Raw genomic sequence first — 14,619 nt, 5'->3', positions numbered from 1 at the left:
GCTCGATGTATCTCTAAGTAACGTTCAGCTGGTCTCATTGCTAACCATTCGCTCGCTTTAATTTTCAACCTAATCCCTCCTAAAATGTGATTAATGCATAATACAAAAATGCTAGTGTCCCAATCCATCCAACCCATATTTTTATGGCGTGAAATCTTTCATTCAAACCGGGTACCACCTTTGCGGTTGATTTAATAGATGATGTAAGTACAATTGCTCTGAATCCCCTTTTCTGACAGCTAGATCGTTTATGTCTGATAGTGCATTTAAGAGATTGTCAGAAATTCGTTTTACGTTAGCTATGTCATTCTTCTTTTCATAAGAATCAATTAGTTTTAAGCTTGTAATGATGTTGTAGAATGCTAACTTTGCAGCTGGTACATCTTTTTGCAAGAAGTGCTCCTCGAAGTTCACAAAATCCCTCCTAGTGTGATTAATCCTGTTATTAATGAAGCGACTGGCTGTAACTGATTGATTACTTCAACTCCTGCATATAAAGCCATCAAGACATCTGGGTTGTTGGTGATGCGGCACCACTTGATTAGGTCTGCCGCTTTAAGTTCAACCCTGTCTGTTTCTAGTTTGGCTACGTTACTTCTGGACATGTTAAGCTTTAACGCTATCGCCTCTTGGCTAAGCCCAGCAGTTATACGCATTTTTCGTAAGACTTCTCCAAAGTCCACATTTGCACCTCCTTCCTTGTTCGCCATACGAACAGTTCTTGAAGGGAACAGATTGTTCTTGCTGACTGACTTATAATGTAAGTACCAACCCCCTCAGTTGGTTGTTTTGCTAGATTGCTTGATTTGTTTGCTGATCTATCCAGTTCATCAGAGCATTGTACGGTATTCTGATTTTGTGACCATCACGTACACAAGGGAATCCGTTGTGCTCTGATTGCTGGCATAGTTCATAAGTTGCTGTTTTACCTATCCTTAGAATTTCGGCTGCCTCTGGTACTTTTAAGAATCTAGGTGTTTTGCGGTACCCGTGAGATTCTAGTAATTTTTCAATGTCCTGTAAGTGTCTTTCGTTTTCTTCGCGAATGATTTGACGGATGGATTCTTCCATGGACATTTAGATCACCTCCTGGATAGTTTGCTGGCGGTTAGCATTGTCGATTTCAATCTTTAGACTCGTTGAAGGTTGCCACATACCGATGAAACGCAAGCCTTCTTCATATTTCTTTTTAGGCAGATCGCCGTATCTTGGGATTTCGAAATGATTTTTAAAATCTCGCCAAAAAGCCGAAAAGACTTTGAATGCCATGTTTTTATATGCAGGTGAAGATTTGCCGCCTAGAGATTCGACAACAACTTGTCTACCTTTTTTGTTTAATGTGTGTTCTTGTGCGCCATCGATGCGCATCGTTTCTTCTAGGTTGGTAATTCGTTCATCGTGCTGTTCTAGTGTTTCGGATGCTTCTAACGATAGTCTCATGGAAGCTTTTAATTGCTCTTTGTCTGTTAGGACTCTTGGTTGTTGTTCCATTTCGTTAAACTTAGTCACATATGCAGCTGTGAATAATACGCCTTTTTCACCTGTGAGTTTGTTTGCTACCATTTCGCAACCTTTTTTAGTTATCTGAAAGCAAGGTCTCTTTTTGTTTTGAACATCCAAATATTCGGATTCGATGAAGAAATCAGCGTGGGGAAAATTCCCCTCACCTAAATATTCAATATAAGTTCTAATGGATTTCATTAATTCGTTGTGCGGTCTACCTATCATTTTTGCGACCTCACGACTGTCAGTAACTAATTTTCCGTTTAAAGAAACTACTTTTAATTGATTCATTAGACAACCTCCTTCGTGTCATTAATTGACACAGACTTGTTAAAAAAAATATCACCTATCGACAAATCGAAGAACTCACAAACTTTAAGAATGGTTTTAGCGCTTGGGTTATATTCCATGTTCTCAATCTTAGATAACGAGGTTCTCTCAATACCTAGGTAATCGGCGAGTTTCTGCTGGTTGACATCTCTTTCTTTTCTTAGCTGCTTAATCCTGTTGTGAAGTACTGTCATATCGTGACCTCCTTTTACATAATCTTTAATGTGTTGTGTTGTGTCTTAACACTAATATAAATCACTTTGTGTCACTTGTCAACACTTGTTTTGAAATTATTTATTTTTGTGTCGTATTGCGCTACAATGGAGGTGAATGGGTGTGGTGATAACGATGAGTGAAAAGAAAAATGATAATAAATTCGGTGAATTTTTAAAAGCATATAGAACTGAAGAGAAAAATATGAACCTTAGGGAATTCTCTAATTTGACGGGGGTTAGTTTTTCTCACTTGAGCAAAATTGAGCGTGGGGAGCATTCACCTTCAAAATCTACCGTTTCAATGATAGCCAATGCGCTAAGTTTAGATAAAAATAAACTTTACCTACTTGCTGGTTATGTAGCTGAGGATCATTCATATGGCTTAGACTCCTTTTTTCCTTATATAGAAGAAAGTGATGATGATGAAGATGAAAAAAGGAAGGCAAATATTATTAATAAAATCATAAAAGAATTCCCTGATGCCGATCTAATGTTTAAAGACCTAGCCAGTTTTACAGCAGACGATATGCAAGATGTGTATGATTATATTAAGTTTAAGAAGAGTCAAAAAGACAAGGGGGAGTAAAGTGAAAAAACTAATATTCGTTCTTTTGATTCCTATATTTTTGATTGGTTGTGGGGTGAATGCAAAAGAACTAGATAGTTTTGCAGAAGATTATAATCAAAGCGCAAGAAAATATGATGCAACAGAATTAGTTCCAGATGAATTTGGCGAAATAGAAGAAGAAGACGGCGAAAAGTGGAGAGAATTATTCAACTCCAAGGAGCACACAATAGAAGCCCTATATGATGGTAATAACGTTAAAGGATACTATATTAACGTTAAATCTGATACAAATTCTATTGATAAGACCGGAAAAGGATATAACGCTGTTTTAACCTTAGCCGACACATTAGGGTTAGATATCGACAAATTAGAGGACGGCATGCAAACTGCCTTTAATGAGAGTTTCCATGATTACGAAGACGGAGAACACAGCATAAGAATATCAGTTATTAACGTTACATCTGCTTCTATGTCTATAACAGTAGAGAAAAAATAATACCGTTCATTTTAATAAGGTGTGCAAATAAATGTACACCTTTTAGTGAATTAGAGAGTAACCTTATAAAGGAGTTGAAAACATGCCTAAAATAGGTAATTTAGTCCTTTCAAAATCGGTTATGAAAAGTAAAGATGATAAAGAAACCGTTTTAGTAGAGCCATTCTCAAATATAGAGGTAGATAAGTTCCCCTATCAAGATTCCTTTACCGTTACTGTAGGCCTATTTAACCTAAAACCTGGAGTTTCATATGATTTTGCTTATTTTTTCTACAATCCAACAGGTGAAAAAATTGATGGCCAAATCTTCGAAATCACAGCTGATCCGAAAGGAAAAGATAAATCAATTCATTTTAGTATACATATAAACGTTGATGACATCGTCTTCCGTGAAGAAGGTGTTCACCACGTAAGATTTCAAATTACCAATTTACACGAAGAAAAATCCACATTTTTTTATGTAAACAAAGTCGCAAGTGGTGATACAGATGAATAATATGGAATACGAAATAACAGGTGGATTTATATCGAAGTTGAGTTCTGATGAGATCGATTTACATAAGAATGGGTATTACGTAGAGAACAATGATAAAATACAAGATGAAACTACCCATAAAACTAGCGAGGTGAATGTTATGGATGTTCACACAAAGGAATATATTGATAACAAAATCGATTATCTCGGTAAATCTTTAGACCAAAAAATGGAATTCCAACAAAAGGTTTTGACAGAGAAAATGGATCATATGCAAACTAAAACAGAAAAAGTAATTGGTGAAAAAATTGTTGGATTAAAAGAGGAAATTGAAAAAAATCGAAAAGAAGATAAAAGATTCTATATAACCACTGTTATCGCTATGTCTGCGGTAATTGTGGGATTACTCGGCTTTGTGTTTTAAATAATGCTAGATAGTAGGTGTGCAAATAAATGTACACCTAATCTTTTATACCTGGATAGAACATACATTCTTATAGGGGGGTTAATATGTACACGCACCTAGAGGATTATATCAGAGAACTTTTAAGCACCATTAAAGTCCACAGTCCTCCTGACCTTACAATTGAAAATGTGGCTTCAAAACTCAAATTAGAAGTCGTGTATAGGAGAAAGTCTTATCGTTTTGGTAATGAAATTATTCTGCAACCGGGGACTGAACAGCAGGAATGGCAATTGTTTGGCCATGAGTTGTGTCACTATCTCAGACATGCAGGAACGCAATTATTGATGCATCCCCTATTCATCGACTTACAGGAGTATCAAGCAAATTATTTTGCTTATCATTTCTGTGTACCAACATTCATGCTTGAACAATTTAAGGAGGTGAATCACTATGAAATAATGGAAAATTTTAATGTAGAAGAAGGATTTGCACTACGAAGAATAGAAATGTATGAGAGGAAGATGTTACTTGCGTGGTCACGTTGCTAAAAAAGGTGACAGGTATTATGTAGTTGTGGATTTAGGGAGGGATCACCGGAATAAACGTAAACAAAAATGGTTTTCTGGTTACTCCAGAAAGAAAGATGCAGAAAAAGATTTACCTCGAATTTTAAATGAATTAGAAAAAGGCTACAAAGAACCGGAGAATATGACTTTAGAGGAATACTTCAACCAATGGCTCTCTCGTAAGAAAAGAAACGTCCAGCCGGGCACCTATGAACATTATGAATCGTATATGCGTACTCACATCATTCCGGGCTTAGGACACCTTAAAATAAGCAAATTAGAGCCGTATCATGTTGAATCCTTTATGGATGAAGTGCATGATAAAGATTTATCTCAGCGTAGCAAAAAACATGTATACCGCATCTTATCTTCTGCTTTAAAAAGTGGTAAACGCTACGGCATCAAAGAAGTGATTATGGAGGATATCGAAGCCCCTAAAGTAAACAAAAAACAAATTGAATATTGGACCCATGAAGAAGTTAATAAATTTATGGGCAGCTTGAAAAGTAAGAATCATGCCATGCCAATTATTTTAGCTTTAGCTACTGGAATGCGACGTGGGGAAATTCTAGGGTTGAAGTGGTCTCATGTTGATCTTGAGAACAAAAAAATATCCGTCTTTAATCAGTTGAAAAAAGATGATGAGGGTAAATGGACCATATCCCCTCAATTAAAGACGAGTACAAGCTACAGGACAATTGATATTGATGATGATACCATTGAGCTTCTACGGGCTCATCAGCGACAACAGACGAAAGATAAAATGAAAATCGGTTCAGATTACATTGATTTAGATTTAGTATGTGCAACGTCGACTGGGGACAGTATTAAACCAACCTATCTACGAACCGTCTTTAATCGGACAATCGAAAAAAGTGGAGTGAAGAAAATCAGCTTCCATGGATTAAGACATACTCATGCCACTCTATTATTACAAAATGGCGTGCACCCGAAAGTCGTTCAAGAAAGATTAGGTCACCGATCTATTCAAACAACATTAGATACGTATTCACATATCATTCCTGGCATCCAAGAAATAGCTGCAACAAGTATTCAACAATCACTATACGGAAAGAAAAATACGGAGCCGGAAAATCTTGTTCCGATTGCCCGAAATAATGACTAAAAAATTATTTCGGAACCCGAAGGTTAGAAGATTGTTAGAAGAAAAGAAAAAAGACAAGGGATGAAAGTAGCTTCAACCCCTTGTCAATACTGACTTTATAAGCGCGCCCAGGAGGATTCGAACCCCCGACAAACCTGGTACCGGAAACCAGTGCTCTATCCGGCTGAGCTATGGGCGCATTACTTATTTTCGAACACAAAGATTATTATAACGTTTTTTTAGTAGACTTTCAAGCTTTTTTACATGTATACTTATTTTACCGTTTGTTTATAAAGATAAATAAACGGGTAAGCTAACATTTAGTCTGCTTTTTATTTAGACACAGCCTTTTGTTTGACCTTTTTTGACCAATGGTATATGATGAAAAAAGAAAGCCAACAAGATAAACTAATAGTTAACAATGAAAATAAGGAGGATATGTAAATGAATTTAGTACCTACAGTTATTGAACAAACGAACCGTGGAGAACGTGCTTATGATATTTACTCACGGTTATTAAAAGACCGTATCATTCTGCTAGGAAGTGGTATTGATGATAATGTAGCAAACTCTATCGTCGCACAGCTGCTTTTCCTTGAGGCGGAGGATCCTGGTAAAGATATCTCTCTTTATATCAACTCTCCGGGAGGCTCCATTACAGCCGGAATGGCAATCTATGATACAATGAACTTCATTAAATCAGATGTATCAACGATTTGTATCGGGATGGCAGCTTCCATGGGAGCATTTCTCCTCGCTGCAGGCGAAAAAGGTAAACGTTATGCCCTGCCGAACAGTGAAATTATGATTCACCAACCACTTGGTGGTGCACAAGGTCAAGCAACGGATATTGAAATCCATGCAAAACGAATCATTGAAATTAAGAGACGAATGAACGAGATCCTTGCTGAGAAAACAGGCCAGCCACTAGAAGTAATTGAACGCGATACAGAACGAGACAACTTCATGAATGCAAACCGTTCTGTAGAATATGGTCTAATCGACCAAATCTTGGAGCGTAAACCAGAAGATATCTAATTAACGCTAAAAAAACTCCCTTTCAACGATGGATTGAAAGGGAGTTTTTTCATAGCAAACTTATAGTATAAAAAGCAGTGTATAACTATAGCTGCTAGCAATAGCCATGTCCGGCTCCAGCGCCCAGCAACTATCAAACTTCACACTCCTCCAATCGATAAGTCAACATCGGCTCTCTACGTTCGCCGTGTTTCCTTTATCTCATTCCAGAGTGCTCCAGTTTGTACGTTGCTAAACGGGCGCTTCCGCCTTCGTTTATTCTTTATCTGTGACAAAAGAAATTAGGTGGTTTAGGGCGACTTCTTCATCTGGACCATCCGCAATAATTTTTACTTCTTCTCCGCTTGCAATGGCCAGGCTCATAAGCCCCATAATACTTTTTGCGTTCACCTTTTTTCCGTCTTTTTCTAAAAATAAATGCGAAGAGTAACGATTCGCTTCTTGCACAAATAGTGCAGCAGGTCTAGCCTGCAGACCTGAATCCAAACCAATCTTCACTAAATTCTCTACCAACTCAACTCATCCTCCTTGAAGTTTAGAAAACGCTACCATTTCGTTTTACATCATAATTATCTTTACTATAGGAGTAAAAATATTATGCAATTTTCATCGATTCGTAGCATTTTATTCCTTCATATCCTAATCGGGAATGCTGCAACATCCCCGATCCAAATTTTTTAATTATCAGTATTATATCATGAAATACGGGGAAAGAGAACATTCTTTTATTTCTTCACAAAAACTTCACCTTGACGAATTTTTTCTGCAAACTCGTCTATCTTCTTCAGCCGGTGGTTAACACCTGATTTGGATATCTTTCCGCTCCCCACTAATTCACCAAGTTCTTTTAGTGAAACATCTTCATGTTCCCTTCGTAGAACAGCAATTTCTTGAAGCTTCTCCGGCAGTTGATCTAAGCCGACCGTCTGTTCAATAAGCTTAATATTCTCAATCTGCCGGAATGCAGCACCGATTGTTTTGTTCAAATTAGCCGTTTCACAATTAACGAGACGATTGACAGAATTACGCATATCGCGAACGATTCGCACGTCCTCAAATTTAAATAATGCATTATGCGCACCGATGATACTCAGGAATTCTGTAATCTTTTCCGCCTCTTTAATATAAACGATGTAACCATGCCTTCTTTCAAGTGTCTTGGATTTTAAATCAAATGTATTTAATAATTTACTTAGAGAATCGTTATGCTCTTCGTGGAAGTTGTAAATTTCCAAATGATAAGAAGAGGTCTCCGGATTGTTCACCGATCCGCCTGCAAGAAATGCACCGCGTAAATAAGCCCGCTTGTTGGCATCATCATTAAATACTTCCGAAGAAATTGTCCGGATTATCTGGTGTGGTGGCTGCATAATTTCTAAATCTTGTAAAACGTTTCGTACTTGTTCCTTCAGTCTAACAATATAAATATTATTCTTTTTCAATTTCATTTTTTTTCGAACAAGAACTTCAATCGACACATCGTAATTACTTTTTATCAATGTATAAATTCTACGGGCAATTGCTGCATTTTCTGTTTGTATATCAAGGGAATAACGCTGCCTTGATACGGAAATAACCCCGTTCATACGGATTAATGCTGCAAGTTCAGCTTTCTTTTCTGCCTCATCTGATTCTATTGTCGTTAATTCTTTCTTTATTTCTGAAGCAAAGGACATCGTGTTCTCCTCCTTTACCTTCGATTCCTTCCCTCATGTAATTATAATAAGGAATATAACAGCTTTGCAATCTTATCCGTATCATGACGAAGGGCTGGATGTTCTTTGTTAATAATATCCCCTTCAATAATTTCAAGACCTAATGCAAGCAATTTATCAATATCATAAATAACGGGTTCAGCATTCTCTTCCGCATATTTCTCTCTGATTGTCCCTTTAATCGGTTCATTATGTACAACGATTGACTGAACAATCCCTTGCCCGATATGACGGTTAATTGCTTCCACATGATCGGATGCCATATATCCTGTCGTTTCGCCTGCTTGGGTCATCAAATTACAGATGTAAACAATTTTAGCTTCTGTCTGTTCCAATGCATCCTGTACACTTGGTACAATCAAATTAGGCATAATACTCGTGTAGAGACTGCCAGGACCAATGATGACAAGATCTGCCTCAATAATTGCCTGAACCGCATGACTGAACGGTTTCACAGGTTCCGGACTTAAGAAGACATGGTCAATTCCTTTATCCGATAACGGAATATTGGATTCCCCGGAAATAATTGTCCCATCTTTCATTTTAGCATGAAGTGACAGATTTTCTGTGGAAATGGGATAGATGGTTCCTTTTACGTTTAAGACACGGGAAATTTCTTTTATTCCATCGTAAAAATCCCCTGTTACAGAAGTCATCGCAGCGAGCAGCAGATTACCTAACGAATGACCGGACAACCCATTCCCTACCTCAAACCGGTGCTGAAACAGTTCGACAAGCATCGGCTCTGCATCAGAAAGCGCAGCAATTACATTCCGTATATCTCCAGGCGCCGGAATTGCCATCTCATTCCGTAATCTTCCAGTGCTTCCACCATCATCCGCTACCGTAACAATTGCAATCAGGTCAATCGGTAAATTCTTTAAACCACGAAGAAGAACAGGCATCCCCGTTCCCCCTCCGACAACAACGACTCTTGGTTGTTTCTCTTCATTCATGCCTTAACTTCCCTTTCTCTTATCAATATCGCGATGGCTGATATGAGTAATATAGTCTTTTGATAATTCCTTAGCGAAGTGTTCAGCAAGTGCAACAGATCGGTGTTGTCCCCCCGTGCATCCAATAGCGATGACAAGCTGGGATTTTCCTTCTTTCTTATACTGCGGAAGCATGAACTCTAATAAGTCAAGTACTTTATCAATAAATTTCTGCGTATCCGACCATTTAAAGACATAAGAAGACACTTCTTGATTCAGACCTGTTAGGGGTTGAAGATGACCTACGTAATGAGGGTTCGGCAGAAAGCGGACATCAAAGACTAAATCTGCATCAATTGGAATTCCGTACTTAAAGCCGAATGAAACCATGTTGATGGAGAAAATTTCCTGATGCTCTTCGGAATATATTTTTAAAATTTTATCGCGAAGCTCGCGCGGTTTCAAATCAGTCGTATCGATTATGCGCTGCGCCCGGCCCCTTAATTCATCCAATATTTCTCTTTCCTGCTTAATGCCTGTAAGCGGCAGACCGTGGGCAGCTAATGGATGGGAGCGTCTTGTTTCTTTATAGCGGCTCACCAGTGCTGTGTCTTTTGCATCTAAGAAGAGAATATGTTCCTTTATCCAGTTTTCTTCGCTGAGTGAGTCCAATGCTTCGAATAAAGAATCGAAAAATTCCCTGCCGCGCAAGTCCATGACAAGAGCCACTTTTGTAATGTTGTTCGTAGAGTCCTTCATCAACTCCAAGAATTTAGGCAGTAGGGTTGGTGGTAAGTTATCTACACAATAATATCCTAAATCTTCAAAGCTTTGTACGGCTACCGTTTTTCCTGCTCCTGACATTCCTGTAATAATTACTAATCGCGTTCCTTTATCGAATCCTTTTTCCATCTCTGCCATTTCCTATCGCACTCCTTTAGAGGAACTATTATCGCTTCTTGTTCTTATATCTATCATATGCTATTCATCGACGGATTTAAACTATATTTCATTATTATTTAACTTTCGCAACCCGAAACAGTTGATTACTTTCATACAGCGTGAGTGTCCGAAACTCACTTCTGGAGGTCCGCAGTCCAGACACCTCTCGCACCTGCTGAGCGGCTGGCAAGCCTCCTCGCGCTATCGCGCTGCGGGGTCTCGCCAGGCCTATCCTCCCGCAGGAGTCTCGAGGTGTCTGGACTGCTACCAGGAAAGGCCAAATTGGAATCACTGTTTAATGTTCTAAAAAAGTATACTCCTTATCGTGGCCGAATAATTTCTATTTAAAAGAGCCATCTAACCAGTTCAGTTGCCCGGGGGGACGGTGACTCCTACGGGAAAAGCACGTGTCCAGACCTGAGCAGGAAGCGGTTTTCTTCCGAGGAGGCTGAGGCCGTGCCCGTGGAAAGCATCCGTCCCCCGGGCAACTGAACGGCGATTGAAGCACTGAATGAGTGAAAGAGCCAAATCACTCACGCTGTATGAAAGGGAGAGCGGGTCATTTATGATTCGACAGGTGACAACAATTTAGGTGGGAGTTCGCAAAAAAGTGCACAGGTGTAGCAACCTGTGCACAGAAACTAATTTATCTATTAAAAGGGGGTCAATTAGTTATTTATAGTGTACCCAATTATTGTTGCATACGGGTTACAGGAGCGTTAAGAAGTAATGACGTTTCATTAACTTTCTTTACGATTGGGTCGTATCGATAACTTCAGGCAAGTTTTCCACATAGCTGATTGCCTCTTCAGCAGCGATACTGCCGTCTCCTGTTGCTGTCACAATTTGTCGTAATTTCTTGTCGCGAATATCCCCTGCTGCAAATACTCCTGGAATCTTCGTCGCCATATTTTGATCCGTTGGAATATACCCTTCGTCATCGGTGATTCCAAGAGATTGGAATGGCTCACTTAAAGGTTCGGTTCCAATATAGATAAATACACCATCTGCCTGGAAGTCGGACTTCTCACCTGTATTCCTATTTTCTAATGTTACGCTTGCTACCTTACCATTTTCTCCATTAATTTCATTAACGGCCGTATCCCAGATAAATTCAATTTTTTCATTATTGAATGCCCGTTCTTGAAGTATCTTCTGTGCTCGTAGCTCATCACGACGGTGAATAATGGTTACTTTGCTCGCAAATCGTGTGAGGTATATGCCTTCCTCAACTGCCGAGTCTCCCCCACCTACAACGACGAGATGCCTTTCTTTAAAGAAAGCACCGTCACATACCGCACAGTATGAAACGCCGCGTCCAGCTAATTCCTCTTCGCCTGGAATGCCTAATTTCTTATGTTCTGCACCTGTTGTGATGATTAATGATTTGGTATTATATTCTTTATTACCTGCAATAACGGTTTTATAGTTGCCGTGGTCAACAACGTCTTTAATATCACCGTATGCATATTCGGCTCCGAATTTCTTTGCATGTTCAAACATTTTATTGGATAGGTCTGGTCCAAGGATATGGTCATATCCTGGGTAGTTTTCCACATCTTCCGTGTTCGCTACTTGACCTCCGGGAATTCCACGTTCCATCATCAATGTTTTTAAATTTGCTCGTGATGCATAGACAGCTGCTGTCATACCAGCAGGACCTGCTCCTGCAATGATCACATCATATAAAATTTCTTCAGCCATGTTTATCGCCTCTTTTTATCATTGTTCTTATGTTGAGTTTATAACAATCTGCGGTTTTCCGTCTATCTATCTGCTCAGAGACTCTTGCCAAGGTGCTACATGATCACGTAGGGCCCGGTGTTTCATACAGCCATCCTCCCATAATTCAAAAGCAATCTCTTTTTTCCCTAGATGGTAGCAAGTAATGCTGAACCATTTATAAAAGGATAAATGTCCACGTGCCATGCTTCGTCTTATCTTATTGAATCGTTGGTAAGCTGTTTCGTATTTCCCTGTTTTTGCCATTATCACTGCCAGCTTAATCTGCTGATCCCCGTGGAGTGGATAGACATGGATCAATTCACTCATGATTGTATCATAAGCGTCGTACTCCTCTGTCTCGTAATAGAAGAGGGCAAGGTTCATCATGCTATGCAAAGAGTGATCCATTTCTTTTAAATACTTTTGCTCCAGTTCAATCGCCTTCTTCTCGTTTCCTGTATAAAACAAGGCTTGGGCATAATCATGCCTGACACTGAGGTGATCTGGAAATAGAAGGAGCATCTCATGGATGAGCGGAATTGCTTTCTTCCATTCCTCATTTTCCAGCATATAGAAGACCGTTTCCTGATACTTCAGTAAATCATCTTCCTCTTCCAATAACCAGTCATCCATTTCTTCATCCTCAAGTTCGAATTCGATAAGTTCCATCAACATCTTCGCTTCTTCACCGAACTCGCCGTCGGGTTCTTTCTCCAAATAGGTTTGCGCATATTTCATGGAATCATTGAGAAGCCCCAGATGTGCATAGTTATTCGCAAGTAAATAATAACAATCTACATAATCATCATGCTGCAGTACGCTATTTAATAATTGGTTTGCTCGATGATACTTTCCGATTTCGGTATACACGACGGAAAGCTGGCAATTATATAAAGGATTTGTTGAATCCAAATCGATTGCTTTTGTTAACCATTTTATCGATTGATCAAATTTCTGCTTCTGGAATGCTTTAACTCCTTTAGAGAAATAAAATTCTGCATCCGGAATAAACGGAAGAAGCTTATTTGCTTTTTTACGCTGTTTATTCATTAACCTGCTCCTAAAATTGACATATGGTCTTAGTATAACATATTTTCACCCATTGACGAACCTAGAAACAAAGCAGATTACAGGAAGACAATTGCAGCATCCAATCATGCGCTGCTTCACATTCCATATATAAGTTCTGCTAAAATCCCGGCATTTATTCTTCGCTTCTCTGTGTCCTGTATATTTTCAGCAACGGATTCATTGGAACGCTCCCTATGCTAACTCATTAAAAAAACGGAACACGTTACATGTTCCGCTTAAATAGTTAATCCGGTGTAACCATCCGTCAAATTCCCACTTAAAACTTCATAAGACGGATGGTGACTTACTTCCTCCATTATGAACACCTTATTCAGATGGAAAGGTTTCTTGCCTTTGCCGTTCATCCATTTCTTCTTTTGTATAAATGATTCGCATCGGGTTCCCGCCGACGAATGCGCCTGCTGGAACATTTTTATGTACGAGTGTTCCAGCTGATACAGTAGCGCCATCACCGATTGTAATGCCAGGAAGAATGGTTGTATTGGCGCCAATCAGCACTTCATCTCCTATGACTACTTCCCCAAGTCGATATTCATTAATCAAATATTCATGAGCAAGAATTGTAGTATTATAGCCGATAATACTATTCCTGCCTACTTGAATTTTTTCCGGGTACATAATATCTGGCATTACCATTAGGGCAAATGCAGTTTCTTCTCCAACTTTCATCCGTAAAAAAGTGCGATAGAGCCAATTTTTCATTGCAAGAAATGGAGTATAACGGGCAAGCTGAATAACGATAAAATTCTTGGCGACTTTAAGAAACGGGACTGTCTTATAAATCTGCCAAAGGGAATTGGAATCTTTCACAGGAAAACGCTTCGTATTACGCATTGTCTATACTCCTACTATTTGAAGAAGGTCTGTCATTTTATCAAGCATATAGGTCGGTTTATAGGCAAGCAGGCGGTCTCTTCCCTTTTGTGACCAACTGACCGCAGCAGTTCTTACGCCCGCATTATGGCCTGACTCAATATCATGGGAATTGTCCCCGACCATGATTGTGGACCTACTCTCCCCGCCTAAATCTTCCATCGCTTTCAGAACAGGTTCTGGATGTGGCTTCGCATGGGTTACATCATCCAACGTAACGACGGAATCAAAAAAATCAGTCAATCCTGTTCTTTTCAGTCCCATCTCAACGCCGCGCGTAAGTTTTGTTGTTACGATTCCCATTTTAATATTGTTTTCCTTCAGTCCTTGGAGTGCTTCCAGCACATTTGGAAAGGCTGTTACAAATTGGTCATGATACAGGTGGTTATGGGCTCTGTATGTTGCTACCATTTCATCTGCTCGGACTGGGTCAATTTTTTTAAACGTTTCTACTAACGGCGGGCCATTAAATTCAATAATTTCCTCATCAGTAAAATCTAGTTTAAAATGGTCAAAAGTATGTTTAAAAGATTCAACAATTAACTGATTTGTATCAATTAATGTTCCATCCAAATCAAAGAGTATTGTACGAGTGTTCATATTTCCGTCCCTTTCTTTGTTTCACATATTTCCTT

At 39.0% G+C, this 14,619-nt stretch carries 20 protein-coding genes and 1 tRNA gene; 7 read left to right on the top strand and 14 right to left on the bottom strand.

Annotated elements, in window-relative coordinates; all coding sequences use genetic code 11:
• Nucleotides 1-162 precede the first annotated feature (162 nt).
• The 5 genes from LZD48_RS03290 to LZD48_RS03270 all read right to left on the bottom strand — a co-directional run bounded on the left by LZD48_RS03290 (nucleotide 163) and on the right by LZD48_RS03270 (nucleotide 2,027).
• Nucleotides 163-414 (bottom strand): hypothetical protein, encoded by a 252-nt coding sequence (locus LZD48_RS03290; protein ID WP_235761308.1) that lies wholly within the window; start codon nucleotides 412-414, stop codon nucleotides 163-165.
• Nucleotides 411-683 (bottom strand): helix-turn-helix domain-containing protein, encoded by a 273-nt coding sequence (locus tag LZD48_RS03285; protein ID WP_235761307.1) that lies wholly within the window; start codon nucleotides 681-683, stop codon nucleotides 411-413. The genes LZD48_RS03290 and LZD48_RS03285 overlap by 4 nt, the downstream gene beginning before the upstream one ends.
• Nucleotides 684-792: 109 nt before the next feature.
• Nucleotides 793-1,077 carry a helix-turn-helix domain-containing protein gene (locus LZD48_RS03280; protein ID WP_235761306.1) on the bottom strand — a complete coding sequence of 95 codons (285 nt, stop codon included), beginning with the start codon at nucleotides 1,075-1,077 and terminating at the stop codon, nucleotides 793-795.
• A complete protein-coding gene (locus LZD48_RS03275) occupies nucleotides 1,078-1,794 on the bottom strand; it encodes an ORF6C domain-containing protein (RefSeq protein ID WP_235761305.1) in 717 nt (238 codons plus the stop codon). It lies immediately after the preceding gene.
• The gene (locus tag LZD48_RS03270) at nucleotides 1,794-2,027 is read right to left on the bottom strand and encodes a helix-turn-helix transcriptional regulator (protein WP_235761304.1); all 234 of its coding nucleotides are present in this window, start codon (nucleotides 2,025-2,027) and stop codon (nucleotides 1,794-1,796) included. Before LZD48_RS03270 ends, LZD48_RS03275 begins: the two co-directional genes overlap by 1 nt.
• Nucleotides 2,028-2,181: 154 nt before the next feature.
• Here LZD48_RS03270 and LZD48_RS03265 point away from each other — a divergent pair, with 154 nt between their 5' ends.
• From LZD48_RS03265 to LZD48_RS03240, 6 genes are all read left to right on the top strand, one after another.
• Nucleotides 2,182-2,634: a helix-turn-helix domain-containing protein gene (locus LZD48_RS03265; RefSeq protein ID WP_235761303.1), complete on the top strand. Its 453-nt coding sequence runs from the start codon at nucleotides 2,182-2,184 to the stop codon at nucleotides 2,632-2,634.
• A gap of 1 nt (nucleotide 2,635) precedes the next feature.
• A complete protein-coding gene (locus LZD48_RS03260; RefSeq protein ID WP_235761302.1) occupies nucleotides 2,636-3,112 on the top strand; it encodes a hypothetical protein in 477 nt (158 codons plus the stop codon).
• An 82-nt stretch (nucleotides 3,113-3,194) separates the two neighbouring features.
• On the top strand, nucleotides 3,195-3,608 hold the full coding sequence (locus tag LZD48_RS03255) for a hypothetical protein (RefSeq protein ID WP_235761301.1): 414 nt from the start codon (nucleotides 3,195-3,197) through the stop codon (nucleotides 3,606-3,608).
• On the top strand, nucleotides 3,601-4,011 hold the full coding sequence (locus LZD48_RS03250) for a hypothetical protein (protein WP_235761300.1): 411 nt from the start codon (nucleotides 3,601-3,603) through the stop codon (nucleotides 4,009-4,011). The genes LZD48_RS03255 and LZD48_RS03250 overlap by 8 nt, the downstream gene beginning before the upstream one ends.
• Before the next feature lie 86 nt (nucleotides 4,012-4,097).
• Complete coding sequence (locus tag LZD48_RS03245; RefSeq protein WP_235761299.1) at nucleotides 4,098-4,541, top strand: ImmA/IrrE family metallo-endopeptidase; 444 nt, start codon at nucleotides 4,098-4,100, stop codon at nucleotides 4,539-4,541.
• Nucleotides 4,522-5,685 carry a site-specific integrase gene (locus LZD48_RS03240; RefSeq protein ID WP_235761298.1) on the top strand — a complete coding sequence of 388 codons (1,164 nt, stop codon included), beginning with the start codon at nucleotides 4,522-4,524 and terminating at the stop codon, nucleotides 5,683-5,685. Before LZD48_RS03245 ends, LZD48_RS03240 begins: the two co-directional genes overlap by 20 nt.
• A gap of 102 nt (nucleotides 5,686-5,787) precedes the next feature.
• On the opposite strand, the gene LZD48_RS03235 is transcribed toward LZD48_RS03240, so the two are convergent.
• Nucleotides 5,788-5,863 (bottom strand) — tRNA-Arg (locus tag LZD48_RS03235).
• A 245-nt stretch (nucleotides 5,864-6,108) separates the two neighbouring features.
• On the opposite strand from LZD48_RS03235, the gene clpP reads away from it, so the two are divergent.
• Nucleotides 6,109-6,702: an ATP-dependent Clp endopeptidase proteolytic subunit ClpP gene (gene clpP / locus LZD48_RS03230; protein ID WP_235761297.1), complete on the top strand. Its 594-nt coding sequence runs from the start codon at nucleotides 6,109-6,111 to the stop codon at nucleotides 6,700-6,702.
• A gap of 255 nt (nucleotides 6,703-6,957) precedes the next feature.
• On the opposite strand, the gene LZD48_RS03225 is transcribed toward clpP, so the two are convergent.
• From LZD48_RS03225 to ppaX, 8 genes are all read right to left on the bottom strand, one after another.
• The gene (locus LZD48_RS03225) at nucleotides 6,958-7,215 is read right to left on the bottom strand and encodes an HPr family phosphocarrier protein (RefSeq protein ID WP_235761296.1); all 258 of its coding nucleotides are present in this window, start codon (nucleotides 7,213-7,215) and stop codon (nucleotides 6,958-6,960) included.
• A gap of 212 nt (nucleotides 7,216-7,427) precedes the next feature.
• Nucleotides 7,428-8,378, bottom strand: coding sequence for a DNA-binding protein WhiA (whiA, locus tag LZD48_RS03220; RefSeq protein ID WP_235761295.1), 951 nt, complete (start codon nucleotides 8,376-8,378; stop codon nucleotides 7,428-7,430).
• A 41-nt stretch (nucleotides 8,379-8,419) separates the two neighbouring features.
• Entirely contained in the window at nucleotides 8,420-9,373 is a 954-nt protein-coding gene (mgfK, locus tag LZD48_RS03215; RefSeq protein WP_235761294.1) for a gluconeogenesis morphogenetic factor MgfK, read from the bottom strand.
• Between the two features lie 3 nt (nucleotides 9,374-9,376).
• Nucleotides 9,377-10,273: an RNase adapter RapZ gene (gene rapZ, locus LZD48_RS03210; RefSeq protein ID WP_438822740.1), complete on the bottom strand. Its 897-nt coding sequence runs from the start codon at nucleotides 10,271-10,273 to the stop codon at nucleotides 9,377-9,379.
• 771 nt (nucleotides 10,274-11,044) lie between these two features.
• Nucleotides 11,045-11,998 carry a thioredoxin-disulfide reductase gene (gene trxB, locus LZD48_RS03205; RefSeq protein ID WP_235761293.1) on the bottom strand — a complete coding sequence of 318 codons (954 nt, stop codon included), beginning with the start codon at nucleotides 11,996-11,998 and terminating at the stop codon, nucleotides 11,045-11,047.
• A 66-nt stretch (nucleotides 11,999-12,064) separates the two neighbouring features.
• Nucleotides 12,065-13,069 (bottom strand): tetratricopeptide repeat protein, encoded by a 1,005-nt coding sequence (locus tag LZD48_RS03200; RefSeq protein ID WP_235761292.1) that lies wholly within the window; start codon nucleotides 13,067-13,069, stop codon nucleotides 12,065-12,067.
• A 348-nt stretch (nucleotides 13,070-13,417) separates the two neighbouring features.
• On the bottom strand, nucleotides 13,418-13,945 hold the full coding sequence (locus LZD48_RS03195; protein WP_235761291.1) for an acyltransferase: 528 nt from the start codon (nucleotides 13,943-13,945) through the stop codon (nucleotides 13,418-13,420).
• Between the two features lie 3 nt (nucleotides 13,946-13,948).
• The gene (ppaX, locus tag LZD48_RS03190; protein ID WP_235761290.1) at nucleotides 13,949-14,584 is read right to left on the bottom strand and encodes a pyrophosphatase PpaX; all 636 of its coding nucleotides are present in this window, start codon (nucleotides 14,582-14,584) and stop codon (nucleotides 13,949-13,951) included.
• Between the last annotated feature and the right edge of the window lie 35 nt (nucleotides 14,585-14,619).

Source organism: Oceanobacillus alkalisoli, assembly GCF_021556485.1.
Classification (GTDB): Bacteria; Bacillota; Bacilli; order Bacillales; family Amphibacillaceae; genus Oceanobacillus; species Oceanobacillus alkalisoli.
Note: the sequence above shows the minus strand (reverse complement) of the source record. Positions and strands in the feature narration are given on the sequence as shown.

Excerpts from the sequence above, each read along its gene's own strand:
- LZD48_RS03280 (WP_235761306.1), bottom strand. The coding sequence starts at position 1,077 with ATGTCCATGGAAGAATCCATCCGTCAAATCATTCGCGAAGAAAACGAA.
- LZD48_RS03275 (WP_235761305.1), bottom strand. The coding sequence starts at position 1,794 with ATGAATCAATTAAAAGTAGTTTCTTTAAACGGAAAATTAGTTACTGAC.
- LZD48_RS03270 (WP_235761304.1), bottom strand. The coding sequence starts at position 2,027 with ATGACAGTACTTCACAACAGGATTAAGCAGCTAAGAAAAGAAAGAGAT.
- LZD48_RS03265 (WP_235761303.1), top strand. The coding sequence starts at position 2,182 with ATGAGTGAAAAGAAAAATGATAATAAATTCGGTGAATTTTTAAAAGCA.
- LZD48_RS03255 (WP_235761301.1), top strand. The coding sequence starts at position 3,195 with ATGCCTAAAATAGGTAATTTAGTCCTTTCAAAATCGGTTATGAAAAGT.
- LZD48_RS03250 (WP_235761300.1), top strand. The coding sequence starts at position 3,601 with ATGAATAATATGGAATACGAAATAACAGGTGGATTTATATCGAAGTTG.
- LZD48_RS03245 (WP_235761299.1), top strand. The coding sequence starts at position 4,098 with ATGTACACGCACCTAGAGGATTATATCAGAGAACTTTTAAGCACCATT.
- clpP (WP_235761297.1), top strand. The coding sequence starts at position 6,109 with ATGAATTTAGTACCTACAGTTATTGAACAAACGAACCGTGGAGAACGT.
- whiA (WP_235761295.1), bottom strand. The coding sequence starts at position 8,378 with ATGTCCTTTGCTTCAGAAATAAAGAAAGAATTAACGACAATAGAATCA.
- mgfK (WP_235761294.1), bottom strand. The coding sequence starts at position 9,373 with ATGAATGAAGAGAAACAACCAAGAGTCGTTGTTGTCGGAGGGGGAACG.
- rapZ (WP_438822740.1), bottom strand. The coding sequence starts at position 10,273 with ATGGCAGAGATGGAAAAAGGATTCGATAAAGGAACGCGATTAGTAATT.
- trxB (WP_235761293.1), bottom strand. The coding sequence starts at position 11,998 with ATGGCTGAAGAAATTTTATATGATGTGATCATTGCAGGAGCAGGTCCT.
- LZD48_RS03200 (WP_235761292.1), bottom strand. The coding sequence starts at position 13,069 with ATGAATAAACAGCGTAAAAAAGCAAATAAGCTTCTTCCGTTTATTCCG.
- LZD48_RS03195 (WP_235761291.1), bottom strand. The coding sequence starts at position 13,945 with ATGCGTAATACGAAGCGTTTTCCTGTGAAAGATTCCAATTCCCTTTGG.
- ppaX (WP_235761290.1), bottom strand. The coding sequence starts at position 14,584 with ATGAACACTCGTACAATACTCTTTGATTTGGATGGAACATTAATTGAT.